General features: G+C 62.7%; 16 protein-coding genes. 5 read left to right on the top strand and 11 right to left on the bottom strand.

The features are described from left to right. Nucleotides 1-7: 7 nt before the first annotated feature. The 3 genes from BX592_RS02750 to BX592_RS02740 form a co-directional block, all read right to left on the bottom strand. The gene (locus BX592_RS02750) at nucleotides 8-802 is read right to left on the bottom strand and encodes an SDR family oxidoreductase (RefSeq protein ID WP_134190359.1); all 795 of its coding nucleotides are present in this window, start codon (nucleotides 800-802) and stop codon (nucleotides 8-10) included. A gap of 252 nt (nucleotides 803-1,054) precedes the next feature. Continuing rightward, on the bottom strand, nucleotides 1,055-1,306 hold the full coding sequence (locus BX592_RS02745) for a GlsB/YeaQ/YmgE family stress response membrane protein (RefSeq protein ID WP_134190122.1): 252 nt from the start codon (nucleotides 1,304-1,306) through the stop codon (nucleotides 1,055-1,057). 108 nt (nucleotides 1,307-1,414) lie between these two features. Next, entirely contained in the window at nucleotides 1,415-2,821 is a 1,407-nt protein-coding gene (locus tag BX592_RS02740) for a DUF2252 domain-containing protein (RefSeq protein ID WP_134190121.1), read from the bottom strand. A 202-nt stretch (nucleotides 2,822-3,023) separates the two neighbouring features. On the opposite strand from BX592_RS02740, the gene BX592_RS02735 reads away from it, so the two are divergent. Further along, the gene (locus BX592_RS02735; protein WP_134190120.1) at nucleotides 3,024-3,953 is read left to right on the top strand and encodes a DUF72 domain-containing protein; all 930 of its coding nucleotides are present in this window, start codon (nucleotides 3,024-3,026) and stop codon (nucleotides 3,951-3,953) included. A 66-nt stretch (nucleotides 3,954-4,019) separates the two neighbouring features. Here BX592_RS02735 and BX592_RS02730 read toward each other — a convergent pair whose 3' ends face one another. The 4 genes from BX592_RS02730 to BX592_RS02715 all read right to left on the bottom strand — a co-directional run bounded on the left by BX592_RS02730 (nucleotide 4,020) and on the right by BX592_RS02715 (nucleotide 9,271). After that, complete coding sequence (locus BX592_RS02730) at nucleotides 4,020-6,611, bottom strand: penicillin-binding protein 1A (RefSeq protein WP_377681602.1); 2,592 nt, start codon at nucleotides 6,609-6,611, stop codon at nucleotides 4,020-4,022. Between the two features lie 248 nt (nucleotides 6,612-6,859). After that, complete coding sequence (gene mctP / locus BX592_RS02725; RefSeq protein ID WP_134190119.1) at nucleotides 6,860-8,347, bottom strand: monocarboxylate uptake permease MctP; 1,488 nt, start codon at nucleotides 8,345-8,347, stop codon at nucleotides 6,860-6,862. After that, nucleotides 8,344-8,541 (bottom strand): DUF3311 domain-containing protein, encoded by a 198-nt coding sequence (locus tag BX592_RS02720; RefSeq protein ID WP_134190118.1) that lies wholly within the window; start codon nucleotides 8,539-8,541, stop codon nucleotides 8,344-8,346. Before BX592_RS02720 ends, mctP begins: the two co-directional genes overlap by 4 nt. Nucleotides 8,542-8,773: 232 nt before the next feature. Beyond that, complete coding sequence (locus BX592_RS02715) at nucleotides 8,774-9,271, bottom strand: hemerythrin domain-containing protein (RefSeq protein ID WP_134190117.1); 498 nt, start codon at nucleotides 9,269-9,271, stop codon at nucleotides 8,774-8,776. 250 nt (nucleotides 9,272-9,521) lie between these two features. Here BX592_RS02715 and BX592_RS02710 point away from each other — a divergent pair, with 250 nt between their 5' ends. Then, the gene (locus BX592_RS02710) at nucleotides 9,522-10,460 is read left to right on the top strand and encodes a DUF72 domain-containing protein (RefSeq protein ID WP_134190116.1); all 939 of its coding nucleotides are present in this window, start codon (nucleotides 9,522-9,524) and stop codon (nucleotides 10,458-10,460) included. On the opposite strand, the gene BX592_RS02705 is transcribed toward BX592_RS02710, so the two are convergent. Further along, nucleotides 10,449-11,339: a LysR family transcriptional regulator gene (locus tag BX592_RS02705; RefSeq protein WP_134190115.1), complete on the bottom strand. Its 891-nt coding sequence runs from the start codon at nucleotides 11,337-11,339 to the stop codon at nucleotides 10,449-10,451. The two genes, BX592_RS02710 and BX592_RS02705, sit on opposite strands and share 12 nt — an antisense overlap. 159 nt (nucleotides 11,340-11,498) lie before the next feature. Between BX592_RS02705 and BX592_RS02700 the strand changes: the two genes are divergently transcribed. Next, nucleotides 11,499-12,224: a pirin family protein gene (locus BX592_RS02700; protein WP_134190114.1), complete on the top strand. Its 726-nt coding sequence runs from the start codon at nucleotides 11,499-11,501 to the stop codon at nucleotides 12,222-12,224. 51 nt (nucleotides 12,225-12,275) lie between these two features. Next, nucleotides 12,276-12,686 (top strand): DoxX family protein, encoded by a 411-nt coding sequence (locus tag BX592_RS02695; protein ID WP_134190113.1) that lies wholly within the window; start codon nucleotides 12,276-12,278, stop codon nucleotides 12,684-12,686. An 82-nt stretch (nucleotides 12,687-12,768) separates the two neighbouring features. Here BX592_RS02695 and BX592_RS33705 read toward each other — a convergent pair whose 3' ends face one another. Then, on the bottom strand, nucleotides 12,769-12,936 hold the full coding sequence (locus tag BX592_RS33705) for a hypothetical protein (protein ID WP_166676297.1): 168 nt from the start codon (nucleotides 12,934-12,936) through the stop codon (nucleotides 12,769-12,771). Nucleotides 12,937-13,115: 179 nt separating this feature from the next. Further along, the gene (locus tag BX592_RS02690) at nucleotides 13,116-14,291 is read right to left on the bottom strand and encodes a porin (RefSeq protein ID WP_134190112.1); all 1,176 of its coding nucleotides are present in this window, start codon (nucleotides 14,289-14,291) and stop codon (nucleotides 13,116-13,118) included. A gap of 623 nt (nucleotides 14,292-14,914) precedes the next feature. On the opposite strand from BX592_RS02690, the gene BX592_RS02685 reads away from it, so the two are divergent. Further along, nucleotides 14,915-15,241 carry an acyl-CoA dehydrogenase family protein gene (locus BX592_RS02685; RefSeq protein WP_134190111.1) on the top strand — a complete coding sequence of 109 codons (327 nt, stop codon included), beginning with the start codon at nucleotides 14,915-14,917 and terminating at the stop codon, nucleotides 15,239-15,241. A 69-nt stretch (nucleotides 15,242-15,310) separates the two neighbouring features. Here the strand turns inward: BX592_RS02685 and glnA are convergent, their stop codons facing one another. Further along, on the bottom strand, nucleotides 15,311-16,816 hold the full coding sequence (glnA, locus tag BX592_RS02680) for a type I glutamate--ammonia ligase (protein WP_134190110.1): 1,506 nt from the start codon (nucleotides 16,814-16,816) through the stop codon (nucleotides 15,311-15,313). Nucleotides 16,817-16,862: the final 46 nt, after the last annotated feature.

The raw sequence follows: 16,862 nt of genomic DNA, 5'->3' as shown, positions 1-16,862 counted from the left end.
CGCCGCCTCACCCCCGCCCGACAAACGGCATCTTGCTTGCCATGATTGTCATGAATTGCACGTTCGCCGACAGCGGTAAACCCGCCATATGCAGCACCGCATCCGCGACATGCTCGACATCCATCAACGGCTCGACCGCGATTTCGCCGTTCGCCTGCGGCACGCCCTTCGCCATACGCGCGGCCATCTCGGTCGACGCATTGCCGATGTCGATCTGCCCGCAAACGATATCGTACGGACGCCCATCGAGCGAAACGGATTTCGTGAGGCCGGTAATCGCATGCTTCGTCGCCGTGTAAGCAATGCTGTACGGACGTGGCGCATGCGCGGAGATCGACCCGTTGTTGATAATGCGCCCGCCGCGCGGCGTCTGCGCTTTCATCATCGCAAAGGCAGCCTGCGTGCAAAGGAATACGCCGGTCAGATTCGTATCGACCACCGCGCGCCAGTCTTCCAGCGCGAGCGCATCGATCTCGACGGCCGGCGCATTGCGTCCCGCGTTGTTGAACAGCACGTCGAGGCGCCCATAGCGCGCGCGAATCGCATCGAATAGCGCGGCGACACCGGCCGGATCCACGACGTCGCAAGCGTGCGCGAAGGCGTCGAAACCGCTGGTGAGCGCCTCTGCCGCGAGTTCGTCGAGCGGCTGCGGCCGGCGGCCGGTCAGCACCACGCTGTAGCCGTGCTCGAACAACTTGCGCGCGGTCGCGCGGCCGATGCCGCTGCCCGCGCCGGTCACCAGCGCGACCTTGCCGAGCGACGTACGCCGCGCTTTCGGAGCTTCCTGTTCGCCGAATGCCATCTGTGCTTCGCGGACATCGTCCGCGCTATGTTCAGCCACCGTGCGCTCCTTGAGTAGGGATGGACACCGTGCGCGCGCGTTTCACGCAGAGGCATACGCATACGCATCGCTCACGCTTGCGCGCTCGCGCATCGCGGCCGTTCAGCCGCGAGCCGAGCGCATTATCCACACGGCATGATGACCGAATCGCGTGCGCGGCGCAGTCTCGCGGGCAACCACGCTTGCTCCGCGCATCGCGTGCCGCCGACGCGACTACGTGCGCTTGCGGATCAACCCGACAATCACCAGCAGCACGATCGCGCCGATCACCGACGCAATCCATCCTGCCCCTTGCCCCGGGTGGTACCAGCCGGCCGCCCGCCCGACGTAACCCGCGATCAGCGAGCCCGCGATACCGAGCACGACGGTCATGATGATGCCCATGTTGTCGTCGCCGGGTTTGATCGCGCGCGCGATCAGGCCGACCACCAAACCAACGATCAACGTACCGATGAACGAAAGCATATGCACCTCCCTCGTCAGTGATGCCACGTGTCGTGGCTGAACGGCACAGCGTGCCGTGGCTCCCCCGGTTCGCGCCTTGCGTTCCGTATGTGATCCGTACGTCGATCCCTACACGCGGAAGTCGGCGGCCATGTCTTCGTCAGTACGCGCGTCGAGCGCGCCGCTGCGGCATGCTTTCAGAAACGCATCGTAGTCGCGCTCGACCTGGTCCGCATATGCGAACGCGTAGTCGGCCAGCGCCTCGGCGAATTGATCGTTGCGTCCGATGTAGGCGGCAATTTCGATCGCCTTGCCGCTCGCCCGCGCATGCGCGCGCGCCAGCGCCCAGCCGCATACACGCGCATAGCCATTGAGCAGTTCGGTGTCGACGTGTTCGAGATTCGGTGACATCTTCATATCGAACAGTTGCCGCACATAAAACGGACGGCCGCCTGGCCCGGTTGCCCAGCCGAGAAAAATATCGCTGGTCGCCTGCAGCATCTGCTGCGCGCGCACCACGCGCTCGCCTTCGTGGCGCGGCTCCTTCGACTTGAAGAAGCGCGCGACCACCGAAGGCAGCGCCTCCTTCAGTTGCAGGAACAGCGGCTTGCCGGAAGGATCGGTGGCTAGCAGCACGAAGCAGCGCGCGCCGAGACTGCCGATTCCGGCCACCTTAAAGGAGAAATCCTGAATCGTGAACTGCGCGAGCAGTTCGCGCCGGTCCGGCGGCAGCGTCTGCAGATAGTCGGCATACGCGCCGTCGATCAGCTTGTGCCCGTCGCCGATACGGACGCCGTCATCTTCAGACGTAAATAGCGTATCGCCGACATGCACGTGGAAAAGACCCGGCAGGTCGCGCATGACCAGGCGGTCGTCGACGCGCTCCACGACCTTGTCGAGCATGCCTTCGTGGATGCGGCCGGCCGCCTTTTCCATGCCGCGCCGGATCCGGCGGCGGCCCTCGGGCGCCAGCACCGCTTCGATCATCCGGTCGAATGTGATGCGCTCGTACCAGAGCTCGAGCGTGCCGCTTTGCGCGTATTGCGCGACCCGGTCGCGATACTGCAGCACCGCCGACATCACCGCATCGTGCGCGGCGCCGCGGCTAAAGCCCAGTTGCCGCGCGGTCACCGCGAAGCTTGCGACCAACCGCTTCAGGTCCCACTCGAACGGGCCATGCGAGACTTCGTCGAAATCGTTGACATCGAAGACCAGCTGACGGTCGGGCGTCGAGAAGCCGCCGAAATTCAGCAGATGGCTATCGCCGCAGATCGGCAGTACAAGGTCTGTATGCGGCACCTGGCCCAGATCGTGCGCCTGCAGGATGGCGCTGCCGCGCAGGAAGGCGAGCGGCGAGGCGGCCATGCGGCCATAGCGCAGCGCGACCAGCTTGCGGATGCGGCCCTCGCTGCTTTGCCGGATCAGTTCGAGCGGGTCGCGGCGAATCTCGCCGACCGCGCGATGGCTCGAGCGCTTCGATCGCTCGCGCGCGGCCCGGCCGACGGCTTCCCGTTCCGCGATGGTGCTGCCCTTCATGCGCTTCTCCGTTGTTGTTGGTCGTCGTGCAGCGGATAGCCATTGAAATGACCTGTGTGATTATAGGGCCTGTGCACGCGAATCATCGGCTTGCGGCCGCGGCGTTGGCCAGGCCTCCCTGCCGGCAAACCTGCGTCGCCCGCACGGGCACGCGGCGCAGTACCATGCAAAGACGATTTTCGGGCCCATGGAGCGCTGCAACATGTCGATCGAAGTCGGTACCGCGTCGTGGACCGACGCCACGCTGATCAAATCCGGCCGGTTTTATCCGAAGGGCTGCACGAGCGCCGAGGCGCGGCTGCGCTTCTACGCCGAACATTTTCCGATGGTCGAAGTCGATGCGTCGTACTACGCGATGCCCAGCGCGGCCAACAGCGCGCTGTGGGCGCAGCGCACGCCGCCGGGCTTCACGTTCAACATGAAGGCATTCCGGCTGTTTACCGGGCATCAAACCGAGCCGAAGTTCTTTCCGCCGGATATCCAGCAGGCGCTGCCGCAAACCGGCAAGAAGAACCTGTACTACCGCGACCTGCCACCCGACATCGTCGACGAACTCTGGCGGCGCTTTTTTGAGGCGCTCGAGCCGCTGCGCGTGGCCGGCAAGCTCGGCGCGGTGCTGTTCCAGTTCGCGCCGTGGGTCACCACCGCGCGTCGCGATCACGCGCACGTCGCGCATTGCGCGGACCGGATGGCGCCTTATCTGACCGCATTCGAGTTTCGCAACGCGAGCTGGTTCGACGATCGCCACCGCGCGTGGACACTCGCGTTCGAACGCGAGCGCGGGCTGGTTCACGTCGTGATGGATGCGCCGGATGTGACGACGCGCGCGCATACGGTGTGGGAAGCTACGTCGGCGCGCCTCGCGATCGTACGGTTGCACGGCCGCAACGCGGAAACGTGGTCTGGCAGCACCACGGCGGCCGGGCGTTTTAACTACGACTACAGCGACGAAGAGCTCGAGCAGTTGACCCTTCCGATTCGCGAAATCGCCAAACGGGTCGATCGCACGGATGTGGTGTTCAATAACTGTTTCGAAGACTCCGCGCAACGCAATGCGCTAACGATGATTCGTCTGCTCAACCGCCACGATCCTGGGTCCGCCAGTTCCGGAGGCGGGTTCGAGCTCACATAAGTCAGCCCCGGCCAGCCCTGGCCACGTGGCGAACCCGCCCACGAGGCGGCGTCGCTTTGCGACGGCTCATTGAGGTGCGACAGGGCCGCTTGCGGGCGTCCGCGACGCGCCTGCGTCCGGTGTATTCATGCGCTGATCGATCCATTGATCGAGCGACGTCTGCGGGGTGGGCGGCGTGCCCGGCGCGGCGCCAGCCTGCAGCGCCGAAGTGGACTGCGATCCGGGCGGCGCTCCCGCCACGGCCGTGCCGCTCGCGGACGCCGCACCCTGCGCGCCATGGCTACCCGGCGGCGACAACAGCGGCGGCATCGAAGCGCCGTGTGGCGTGACGATCTGCGCGGGTTCGCCATCGCGCGGCTCCGCAAGCGCAGGCGCGGGCGATGGTGCCGGTGACGGTGCAAGCGCCTGCGCTGTCGTGCGCCTTGGCGTACGTGAACCTTCCTTTTCCTTCAGCGACGCCGGTTTCTTCTGCTCACCGAACAGACGCGTCCACCACCCATCCAACGTCGCGCGCAATGAAGCAAACACGCTCGTTTCCGGTTCCTCGACGAACTTCGCGCGCGGATCGACAAGCCGCGAGCGCAGCGCCCGCTGGAAGAAATCGCCGACGATCGGCAACGCACTATGCGCGCCCTGCCCCCAATAGTCGCTGCGCAGCGTCACGCGGCTATCGTTGAAGCCGACCCACGCGCCCGCCACCAGTTGCGGATGCATCAGGATGAACCAGCCGTCCGCATCGTCCTGCGTGGTGCCGGTTTTTCCTGCGACGTCCGCACGAATCCCGAAGCGCGTGCGAATCGCCGAGCCCGTCCCTTTGTCGACCACGTCGCGCATCACATCGAGCAGCGTTTGCGCGGCGATCGGCGGCAGCGTCTGTTCGGCACGCGCGGGCTGGAATTCGGCCAGCACGTTGCCCGCGCGATCTTCGATCCGGGTAGCGAACATCGGCGCGACATACGCGCCGCGATCCGCGATCGTGCCGTATGAAGACACCATTTCCTTCAGCGTCACCGGGCTCGTGCCAAGCGCGAGCGACGGCACCGCGTCGAGCCGGCTATCGCGCACGCCCATCGCATACGCGAGACGCGCGACCTTCGACGGGCCGACCTCCTCCATCAATTGCGCGGTAATCCGGTTCTTCGAATACGCGAGCGCATCGCGCAGCGTCACCGGCCGGCCGCTGGGCGGCGTGTCGTCGGTTGGCTTCCAGATTTCCCCACCGGCGAGCGTGATCTCGACCGGCTGATCGACGAACGTATCGTCGGGCTTCGCGCCGTTTTCGAACGCGGCGCCGTACACGAATGGCTTGAACGTCGAGCCCGGCTGGCGCCGCGCCTGCGATACATGGTCGTACGGATCGTCGCCGAAGTCGCGGCTGCCCACCCACGCCTTGATCTGTCCATTGCGCGGATCGATCGCGACAAACGCGGCCTGCACGCGCGTTTTGTCGTCGCACAGCTTCTGCATCAGATGCCGGTCGGATTCGACCTGTTTCAGCGCCGCATCGTCGGCGAGACCCGATTGCTTTGCGTCGCGATACTCGGGCGTTTCGCGCACGAATGCATTGAATACGTCCTTGTGCGCGGCACACGCGTTGCGCGTGCCCCAGACCGAATTCGCGATCGACTGCAACTGGTTGCCTTGCCAGCTGAGCGCCTGGGTCGCCATCGTCTGCAGACGCGAATCGATCGTGGTGCGCACGACGAGGCCATCCGAATAGATGTTGTAGTCGTTCGCGTCGGCCCACCCGATCAGCCACTTGCGCAACTGCTGCGCGAAATGCGGCGCCGGACCCGGCGGCTCGGTCTGCCGCTCGAAATCGATCGCCAGCGACCGCCGTTGCAGCGTCTGATACGTCGCCGGCGCGAGCCGCTGGTACTTCACCATCTGCGCGAGCACGATATTGCGGCGCTGCAACGCGCGGTCCGGGTTGATCACCGGGTTGTAGTAGCTATTGCCCTTCAGCATGCCGATCAGCGTCGCGCTTTCGAGCACCGTCAAGTCATGAGCCGATTTATCGAAGTACGTGCGGGCGGCCATTTCGATCCCATACGCGTTGTACAGGAACGGCACCGTGTTCAGATAGGTTTCGAGAATCTCGCTCTTCGTATAGACCGCTTCGATCTTGAATGCGGTGATCGCTTCCTTGATCTTGCGTGTGAGCGTCGGCGCGCGGCCGATTTCGTCGGGATACAGATTGCGCGCCAGTTGCTGCGTGATCGTCGAGCCGCCCTGGCGGTCGCCGGAAAACGTTTGCAGCGCAGCGGACGCCGTGCGCTTCCAGTCGATCCCGTGATGTTCGTAGAAGCGATGGTCTTCGGTCGAAATCAGCGCGTCGATCACATGCGGCGAAATGTCGGTCAGCTTGACCCACTCGCGGTTCGACGGCTTGAACGTCGCGAGCAGCTTGCCGTCCGCGGATATCACCTGGGCCGGCTGCTCGAGCTTCGCCTTGCGAATGTCGCCGATGCCCGGCGTAAACGGAATCAGCACCAGCACGTACAACAGCACCAGCGCGGGCACGGCGGCGAGCGTCAGCGCGACACCACGCCGCGTCGGATGACGCACGCGCTCGAGCGCGCGCATTGCATAGGGCTTGAGGAAAGCGCCCGTCGTCGCGCACAGATTGCGGACGAATGGCGCGATGGATCGTTTCACGCGGGCTTACCGTCGGCAGAAAAGGCTGCATCGTACCAAACCAGCCCCCATAGGGCCGCGTTTTGACGTGAACGGTCGGGTCATCGCAGCGCGCAACGCACCCGACGCGACAGCCGCGCCGACACGCGAAAGCCGTCGCGCCAAAATGCAAGCAGCCGCCCGAAGGCGGCTGCGATTCAAAGCACTAGCGGGAACGTAGCGCGCCGGCCGCGAGAGATCAGCCGGTACGCCGCGAACGCCGTGCTCGCTTAAGCGCGCGCGCTCACCACCGCGCGCTTCGGCGTCACCACCGACACAACGAACGTGACGACGATATTCGCCGCGAGCGCGATCAGGCCGATATACAACGGCCAGCTCGCGTCGCCGACATGCACGGTAAACACCGGCTTGAGCCCCTGCTCGATTGCGAGCCCGGTGCCGAGCACGATGCCGACCAGCCAGCCGAGGAACAGCCCCGCCGTGTTCAGGCGTCGCGTGTACAGCGTAAACACGATGGCCGGGAAGATCTGCAGAATCCACACGCCACCGAGCAGTTGCAGGTCGATTGCGTATTGCGTCGGCAGGAACACGATAAACAGCAGCGCGCCGAACTTCACGGCCAGCGACACGAACTTCGCGGTCGATGCTTCCTGCGGCCCGCTCATGTTCGGCGAAACCAGCGGACGCCACAGGTTGCGCGTGAACAGGTTCGCTGCGCCAATAGACATGATCGCGGCCGGCACCAGTGCGCTGATCGCGATCGCGGCCGCGGCGAAGCCGACGAACCACGACGGGAACAGCTTGCCGAACAGCGTCGGCACGACATCCGAAGCCGACTTCACGTTCACGCCAGCGGCAATCGCCATATAGCCGAGCAGCGCGATCAGGCCGAGCAGAAGCGTATACGCCGGCAGGAAGATCGCGTTCTTGCGCACCGTCTGCGGCGACGCCGACGACAGCACCGCGGTCATCGTATGTGGGTACATGAAGGCCGCGAGAGCCGAGCCGAGCGCGAGCGATGCGAACGCGGTGTATTGCGTCGGCTTCAGCAGAATGCCGGTCGCGCCGCCTTTCGCCTGGAAGTGCAGGTCGGCCGCCTCGAACACATGCGCGTAGCCGCCGAGTTTCAGCGGAATCAGCCACACCGCCGCGATCACCACGATGTAGATCATGATGTCCTTGACGAACGCGATCATCGCGGGCGCGCGCAGGCCGCTCGTGTACGTATACAGCGCGAGAATCACGAACGCGATCACGAGCGGCAGTTCGCCGGACACGCCAAGGCCCTTGATCACGACCTGCATGCCGACCAGTTGCAGCGCGATATACGGCATCGTCGCGACGATACCGGTCAGCGCGACCGCCGCCGGGAACCACTTGCCGCCATACTCGCCGTGCACGTAGTCGGCCGCGGTGATGTGATTCTTCGCGTGCGCGACTTTCCACAGCTTCGGCATCACGGCGAACACGAACGGATACACGATGATCGTATACGGCAATGCAAAGAAGCCGTACGCGCCGACCGAATAGACGAGTGCCGGCACTGCGATCACGGTATAGGCGGTGTAGAAGTCGCCGCCGACGAGGAACCACGTAATGATCGTGCCGAACTGGCGACCGCCGAGACCCCACTCGTGCAGTTGATTCAGATCGCCGCGCTTCCACCGCGACGCGAGGAAGCCCATTACGGTGACGAGCAGGAAGAAAGCGATGAAGACGGTCATCGCAACCGGATTGACGGGGTTCAGGTCGCTCATCGGATGCCTCGGTAGACGATGTAGATCAGCAGCGACGTGAGCGGAACCCACAGGAACTGATACCAGTAAAAGAACGGAAATCCGGCGAGCGTTGGATGCATGTCGTTATAGAAAGGCAGCCACAACAACGCGACGTAGGGGATCAGCAAGATAAGCCAGAGCCATGAACGGCCGGCCCGATCGGTTGGTTCCACGATTGTCCCTCATGATTTGTATTGGAAAAACAACCCCGCGTCGGCGGCAAGGCTAGCGCCGTGCCGTTCGGTCACCCCCGCGCAAGGTACGCGCATTATCCAGGAATTTCTCGAAAAGTGCTTACTGTTCTAACGTATTGCGCACAGCACATTTATAGGAGTGCAGGACGCGCCCGCGGCGTGGTCCGCGAGCGCGTCGAACAGGCACGAACGACAATGCCGCCGTGCAACGCTACGTCTTGTCGCCGACCATCCGGCTGCCGGCCGCCTCCAGCTTCTCCTCCAGTTGTGTCTTCTTTGCCGCGAGTTTCCTGCCGAGCGCGGCGAGATCGACGCCGCTGTCACGCAGTTCCGGAAACAGGCTCGTCTCTTCCTCTTCGACGTGATGCCGCACCATCTCCGTTAGCACTTTGAAAGTTGCGTCGAAGCCGCGCTGTCCGGGCTTGAGCGTATCGAAGCGCGCGATCAGCGTTTTCACGAGGAAATGCTCGACATACGCTTCATCGACGTCGATCACGTCACGGTCGCGAAGTGCATCGTGCGCTGCGGGATAAAGAATTTCCTCTTCGATGATCGTATGGACGGTCAGCTTCTCGCACGCGCGTTGCGCCAATGTGCCCTTGGCATCGAGGTCGTCGGCGGCGGCTCGCTCGAACGCGTCGAATAGCTTGTCGACCGAGCGATGGTCTTCCGTCAGAAGGGCGATTGCGTCTTGGTTTGCGGTACTCATCGTGGCTCCTGTGGGGGTCGTAGCCGAGCGGCATGCCCGGGATGCGTGCGGCGGCTGCATGGAGAACGTGGCGCGCGTGCGTCCAGTAGACGCCGCATAGACGCCATATGTCGCCGCATATCGCCAATGCGCAATGCGTGTTCCATGTCGGCGCGAAGCGCCGCCTCGGCAGTAAGCGCAGCCCGGCGCAACGTCGGGAACAAGGCCTGCTGCGGCCTTCCCGACGACAGCACGACTTCCGGAGTCAATCGTGACGCAGCAGACTGCACGGATACGCATTGGCATATCAGGCTGGCGATACGAAGGATGGCGCGGCAACTTCTACCCTGAGGGCTTACGTCAGACGGACGAGTTGCGTTTCGCGTCCCATGCGGTGCGGACGATCGAGATCAATGGCACGCACTACAGCCTGCAATCGCCCGCGAGTTATCGACAGTGGTACGACCAGACGCCCGACGGTTTTGTGTTCAGCGTGAAGGGCGCGCGCTATCTGACGCACATGCTGCGCTTTCGCGACGAGACCGCGCACGCGGGTCTTGCGAACTTTTTCGCACAGGGGCTGCTTGCGCTCAACGACAAGCTGGGGCCCATCTTGTGGCAATTCCCACCTTCTTTCCGCTTCGAGCCGGCGCGCATCGAACGTTTTCTCGCGATGCTGCCCGGCAACACCGAAGACGCGCTGCGCATTGCCACGCAACACGATCAGCGCGTGCGGGAACCGTACCTCGCGATCGACCGGCCGCGCCGCCTGCGGCATGCGATCGAGATTCGCGATCGCAGTTTTCTCGACGCTGGGTTCGTCGCGCTGCTGCGCAAGCACGGCGCAGCGCTGGTCGTTTCCGATTCGAAGGAGGACTGGCCGCACGTCGACGATGTGACCGCTGATTTCGTGTATTTACGGTTGCATGGCACAGACGCGCGCTATGCAGGTTCCTATAGTGATGATGCGCTCGACCAATGGGCGCAGCGCATCGGGGCATGGGCACACGGCGCACAGCCGGCCGATGCGCGGTTGATTGCACCTGATACGCAACCGCGCAAACGCGCGACGCGCGATGTGTTCTGCTACTTCGACAACGACCGCAAAAGCGACGCGCCATTCGATGCACAACGGCTGATGGCGCGCGTCGCCGCGCGGCCTTCCGCGCCACGCGTCCGACGCGCCACGCGCGCGTTATCAGCCACCTAGCGCCTTCGCAAACCGCTCGCGCAGAAACTGCGTGAACGCGCGTATCGTCACCGAGCTTTGACGGTGCTGCGGATAGACCGCATACAGCGTGATGGGCGGCGACTCGAACGATTCGAGTAGCGTGACCAGCTGGCCGCTCGCAAGCGCGTCGGCAACGATAAATTCCGGCAGCCACGCGACGCCCGCGCCCGCAATCGCCGCATCGCGAATCACCTCGCCATTGTTCGCGCGCAACGGCCCATGCACTTCGAAGGTCTGCACTGCCTCGTCGGTCACGAACGACCACCCGGTGCGCGCTTCCTCGCCATACAGCAGGCACGGATGACGCGCGAGTTCAGCCGGCGTCGCCGGTGGCCGCCGCGTGTTGCGATACACGGGGCTGCAACAGACGATCATGCGGAATTCGGCGAGCTTTTGCGCGATCAGCGTCGAATCGGCCAGTGTGCCGATACGCAGCGCCATGTCGTACCCCTCGCCGACCAGATCGACCACCCGATCGCTCAGTTCGATGTCGATCCGCACTTCCGGGTTCGAGCTCAGAAACGCGCCGACCAGCGGCGACAAATGGACCATGCCGAACGACAGCGGCGCGCTGACGCGCAGCAGCCCGCGCGGATAGGCGCGCCGCGACGACATCGCCTGCTCGGCGTCGGCCACATCCGCGAGGATGCGCGTCGCCCGCTCGTAGAACTCGTAGCCGAGATCGGTGACCGCGAGCTTGCGCGTATTGCGCACCAGCAAGCGCACGCCGAGGCTCGCCTCGAGCGCCATCACGCGGCGGCTGACGAACTGCTTCGACAGCTGCAAGCGGTCCGCCGCGGCCGTGAAACTGCGCGCGTCGACCGTCGCGACAAAGATTCTCAGATCATCGAGGTGCATTGACGTTTATCCGGCCCTTAATCGGCTATTGTCCACTCACGCGTGACAGTTAATCTCATATCATCGTGATTATAGCCTCCCGAATTGACCTAAACTTTCGTCACCGAGTCAGGCAACGACGCCTCGAGTCGAAGCCGGACCCACTAACGGAGATCGAAAATGATTGAAATCAGACACGCCAATGAACGCGGCCACGCCGAGCACGGCTGGCTCAGCTCGCGTCACACGTTTTCGTTTGCGAACTACTACGATCCGAACCAAATCGGCTTCTCCGACCTGCTCGTGATTAATGACGACCGCGTCGCCGCGGGCCGTGGCTTCGGCAAGCATCCGCACCGCGACATGGAGATTTTTTCGTACGTGCTGGAAGGCGCGCTCGAGCACAAGGACTCGATGGGCACCGGCTCGGTGATCGTGCCTGGCGACGTACAGCTGATGAGCGCCGGCACCGGTGTCGCGCACAGCGAGTACAACCACTCGGCCAACGAGCTCGTGCACTTCCTGCAGATCTGGATCGCGCCGTCGGTGAAAAACGCGACGCCGCGCTACCAGCAGCAGCACTTCTCCGCGGACGAGAAGCGCGGCAAGTTGCGGCTCGTGCTGTCGCCGGAAGGCACCGATGGATCGCTTGAACTGCGCCAGGACGCGCGTGTGTATGCGGGCCTGCTCGATGGCGCTGAACAGGCGAGCGTCGAGCTCGACGCGGACCGTTACGCGTATGTGCATGTCGCACGCGGCGCGGTGACCGTGAACGGCGTACGGCTCACCGAAGGCGACGGCGCGCGGATTCGCAACGAGCGCACGCTGAGCTTCAGCGAAGGCGACGACGCGGAAGTGCTCGTTTTCGATTTGCGCAATAACGAAGTATCGGAACTGTGGTCGTAAGCGGCAACGCCGCACCCCCAAACCCACGATTTTTATAAGAGAGGAATAACCATGCAAAATCTGATCGACCAACGTCGCGATGCCATCCTGCTTGTCGCTCGCGTGCTGCTGATGGTGCTGTTCGTCGTGTTCGGCTGGAGCAAGCTGACCGGCTTCGCGGCGGCGCAAGCGTATATGGCGTCAACCGGCGCGCCGCTTCCGGCGGTGGCCGCCGCGATTGCTGTCGTGATGGAACTGGGGGTCGGCGTTCTGCTCGCCGTCGGGCTGTTCACGCGGCCGCTTGCGATACTGCTCGCGCTCTATACGCTCGGCACCGCGCTGATCGGCCATCACTTCTGGACGCAAACCGGCACGGAGCAATACGTGAATATGGTCAACTTCTACAAGAACGTCAGCATCATAGGCGGGCTGCTGTTGCTGGCCGTGACGGGCCCCGGCCGGTACTCGTTCGACCGGCACTGAAGCGCGATCAGACGAACGAAACAGGGCGGCTCATAAGCCGCCCTGTCGTTTTTGTTCAGGTCATGCGCTCGAATTCCAAAAGCTATTCGACGACGCAGTAAAAGCCGCCTAACCGATCGATCCAGATGATTTCCTGCGCCTCTTCGAGCTGGCGCCATTCTTCGTCGGTCACCATCACTTCGGCTTCGTCGCCGAGTTCAAAGAACTCTTCGTCTTCTTCGGTGAACTGCTGAACCTTGACCGTTCGCATCGCCGCACCTCGCGTCACTTTCAGACGCGGCCATTCTACCGGCATTACGCACACGCAAAAGTTAACTCGCGAGGTCGACGGACGAAAACAAAAAAGCGGACGACCGCCCAAAGAGGCAGTTCGCCCGCTCTATCGGCGAACGGCGCTACGCCGGTTCGCCGTATTGCATGAAGCGATGCTTAGAACTTGTGGCGCAGACCGAGGTTCACCATCGACTGCGTGCCGGTGCCCGCGTAGCCGTACGAACCGATCGACGCCTGTGCCGCCGCGATCGAGGTGGTGCCGTCTTCGTTGACGAGGCGGGTTTCGCCGCTTGCGTGCTGGTAAGCGGCGGTCATGTACACGTCCGTGCGCTTCGACAGCGAGTAGTCCGCGCCGATCGACACCTGGTGATAGCTTGCCGACGTATCGCCGCTCGACTTCGTGTAGCTATAACCCAGGCCGAGCAGCATCGCCGGCGTCGCCTGCCAGTTGAAGAAGCCCTGGCCCGTGTTGTACTTCTGGTTTTCGGTGAACTGCGACGCACCATCGCGACGATATTGCGCGTTGCTGTAACCGGCGCCGACCGTGAACGGGCCGAACACATACTGGCCAGCCACGCGTGCGATCGCAAGCGAGTGAGCGGACTGATAGCCGATGTTGATCGGGCCGTCGAACGTGCCGTCCGACGTGCTCGTGAAGCTAGTGCGATCGCCAGCCGAAGCAGGGCTGTTCGACGCGTAGAAGTAGCCGGCTGCCAACGACAGCGGACCAGTGTTATACGCGGCCGCGAGTGCCCACGACTGCTGCGAGCCGACCGTGCCGGCCACGCCGCCGAACGCGTACATCGTTTCGAACTGGAAGCCCGACCAGACCGGCGACGCATACTTGACAGCGTTGTTCACGCGGAAGCTGTTGTCGTAGTTGTCGACGTCGCCCGCGGTCGCGAACGCGCTTCCGAAATAGTTGTCGGCGGTGATGCCTTGAACGAGGTCGATCAGCGGATCGTACTGGCGGCCGAGCGTAACCGTACCGTACGCACCGCTCGACAGGCCGACAAACGCCTGACGGCCGAACAGGCGTCCGCCCTGGCCCGATTTGCCCGTCGACGGATCAAAACCGCTTTCCAGCTGGAAGACCGTCGCGAGACCGCCACCGAGGTCTTCACTGCCCTTGAGGCCCCAACGCGTGCCGGACAGGTTGCCGGCACTGGAGTTGCCCAGCGCCCACAGATTCGCGCTGCCTTGCGCATGGTTGACATAGGTCAGCGACGTGTCGATCGTGCCGTAAAGAGTGACACTGCTTTGCGCGTGTGCGGTCCCGACGGCTCCTAGCATCGCCAGTGACATGACCGTAAGGGAGGTCTTGCGATTCATTATTGCTCCTTGCGCTTGTAGTTGAATGGACGCGAAGCGGAGACTACCCGCGCAAAGAATTAATGTAAAAAATGGCAAAAAGAGCCGTCTCGGATGTGCGACACGCGCAAATCATGCATTATTTCTATACAAACAATTGAGAACGGCGATATATGAAACAATAGAGGTCGTTTTCGCTAATATTCACCATAAACCAGGCGCAAACGGACATTCACACCGATCCTCATTTCACCGCTGCAACAATAATTGCGAAAAACAGAATAAGTAATTTCGCAGAGTGAATAGCCGAACAATACTGTCCCGGCTAGAGTCGGAACGCCTCACAATATCCGTGTAGACAGCGGATATCCACGCATTGCGCGGCTCACGCCGCGCTTTTTTTGTGTGACAGTTTCCTGTACTTGCGCGGCGAAGCTTTGATATAGCTGACAACTTGGTTTCAGTCAGCCGCAATCCCGCTTTAAAGCGGGCTTTAAAGCATCCATTGGCATCGTTTAAAGCCCGCTTTGCCACAGGCCAACTCGCAGCCCGCCTACGCCCAGTCAATTCCCGAACATCACGTTGATGTTCTTCACCTTCGTGAATTCGAGCAGCTCGTCTTTCGCAGCGCCCACGCGTACTGCGTGCGGTTGACCATCGCGCGCATCGTCGTGTCGGTTGCGATGCCGTGGCGACAGGAAGCGTGTGCGGCGCAGATTGAAGCGCAGCGGCGCCTGCCCACCGATCTCGTACACACACTGCGTTCGATCGGCGTGTTCCGTATGTACGTGCCGCGCAGCCACGCAGGCCTGGAGTTCGATATCGCGAGTGCGATGAAGATCGTCACTGCACTGAGTCGCATCGATAGCTCGATTGGCTGGCTCGCCGGCATCGGTTCGACGGCGCCGCTTTCGCAACCCGCTTGCCGCGCAACGTGTTCGGCGCGATGTACGGCAACAGCCCCGATGTGATCATCGCAGGCGGCGTGCAGCCGACCGTCACGCTCGAGGAAACCGCCGATGGCATGCGGCGGTGCCCCATCACACATCGAAATACAGATAAAACTCCCACGGATGCGGCCGCAAGCGAATCGGATCGACCTCATGCCGGCGCTTAAAGTCAATCCACGTCTGAATCACATCGTCGGTAAACACATCGCCTTTGCGCAGAAAAGCGTGATCGGCCTCCAGCGCATCCAACGCCGCTTCAAGCGAGCCAGGCACCTGCCGGATTCCACTCGCTTCTTCAGGCGGTAAATCGTAGATATTCCGGTCGAGCGGGTCGCCGGGATCGATCCGGTTCTCGATCCCATCGAGGCCCGCCATCAACATCGCCGCGAACGCGAGATACGCATTCGCTGACGGATCCGGACAACGAAACTCGACACGCCGCGCACTCGGCGAATCCGAATACATCGGAATGCGCGCCGCGGCCGAACGATTGCGTTGCGACATCGCCAGATTCACCGGCGCCTCGTAACCGGGCACAAGGCGCTTATACGAGTTGGTGGTCGGCGCGCAGAATGCCATCAGCGCCGGCGCGTGATGCAGCAATCCGCCGATATACCAGCGGCACATTTCCGAGGTCAGCGCCCAGCCGTTCGCGTCGTAAAACAGATTGCGCTCGTCGTCCCACAAGCTCTGATGGCAATGCATGCCGCTCGCGTTGTCCGCGAACAGCGGTTTCGGCATGAAGGTCGCCACCTTGCCATGCCGGCGCGCGACATTCTTGCACACGTACTTGTAGACCATCACGTTGTCGGCCATCCGCGTCAGCGTCGAAAAACGCAGATCGATTTCGTTTTGTCCCGCGGTTGCGACTTCATGATGATGCACTTCGACACGAACGCCGGCCTGCTGCAGCGTCAGCGCGATTTCCGAGCGGATTTCCTGCAGCGTATCGTGCGGCGGCGTCGGGAAATAGCCTTCCTTATAGCGCTGCTTGTAACCGAGATTGCCGCCGCCGTACGCGCCTTCATCGCGCCCGGTCGTCCAGTCGCCTTCGGCCGATTCAACAAAGTAATACCCGCAATGTGGGTCCTGCCCGAAGCGGATCGAATCGAACACGAAGAATTCGAGTTCGGGGCCGAAGTAACAGGTCGTCGCAATTCCCGTCTGGCGCAGATACGTCTCGGCCTTCTTCGCGATATAGCGAGGATCGCGTGAATAAGGCTGATGCAGAACCGGATCGATGACGTCGCAGATCAGCGATAGCGTCGGCGTCTCGCAGACCGGGTCGACAAACGCAGTGGCCGGGTCCGGCCGCAGCAGCATGTCCGATTCGTGAATTTCCTGAAAGCCGCGGATCGACGAGCCGTCGAAACCGACACCCGCATCGAACAGGTCTTCATGCACTTCGGGCAGCATGATCGAAAAGTGCTGCCAAAGGCCCGGCAGATCGGTGAACTTCAGGTCGACGATGACAATGTCATGCTGGCGGATCAGATCGATCACGTCGCTCGCGCTTTGCGGACGGGACACGCGGTAGCTGCCCGCTTCGACCGATACCGGCGACGGCAAGCCGCCATCAGTGTGAGTGGCTGTCATGATCGCCTCCTCTTCCGGCCCTATGTCCTACAGTCCACCTTAGTAC

The organism is Paraburkholderia rhizosphaerae, from assembly GCF_004366595.1.
In the GTDB taxonomy this organism is placed as follows: Bacteria; Pseudomonadota; Gammaproteobacteria; order Burkholderiales; family Burkholderiaceae; genus Paraburkholderia; species Paraburkholderia rhizosphaerae.
The sequence above is the reverse complement of the archived record's forward strand: the minus strand, read 5'-3'. Positions and strand labels throughout refer to the sequence as shown.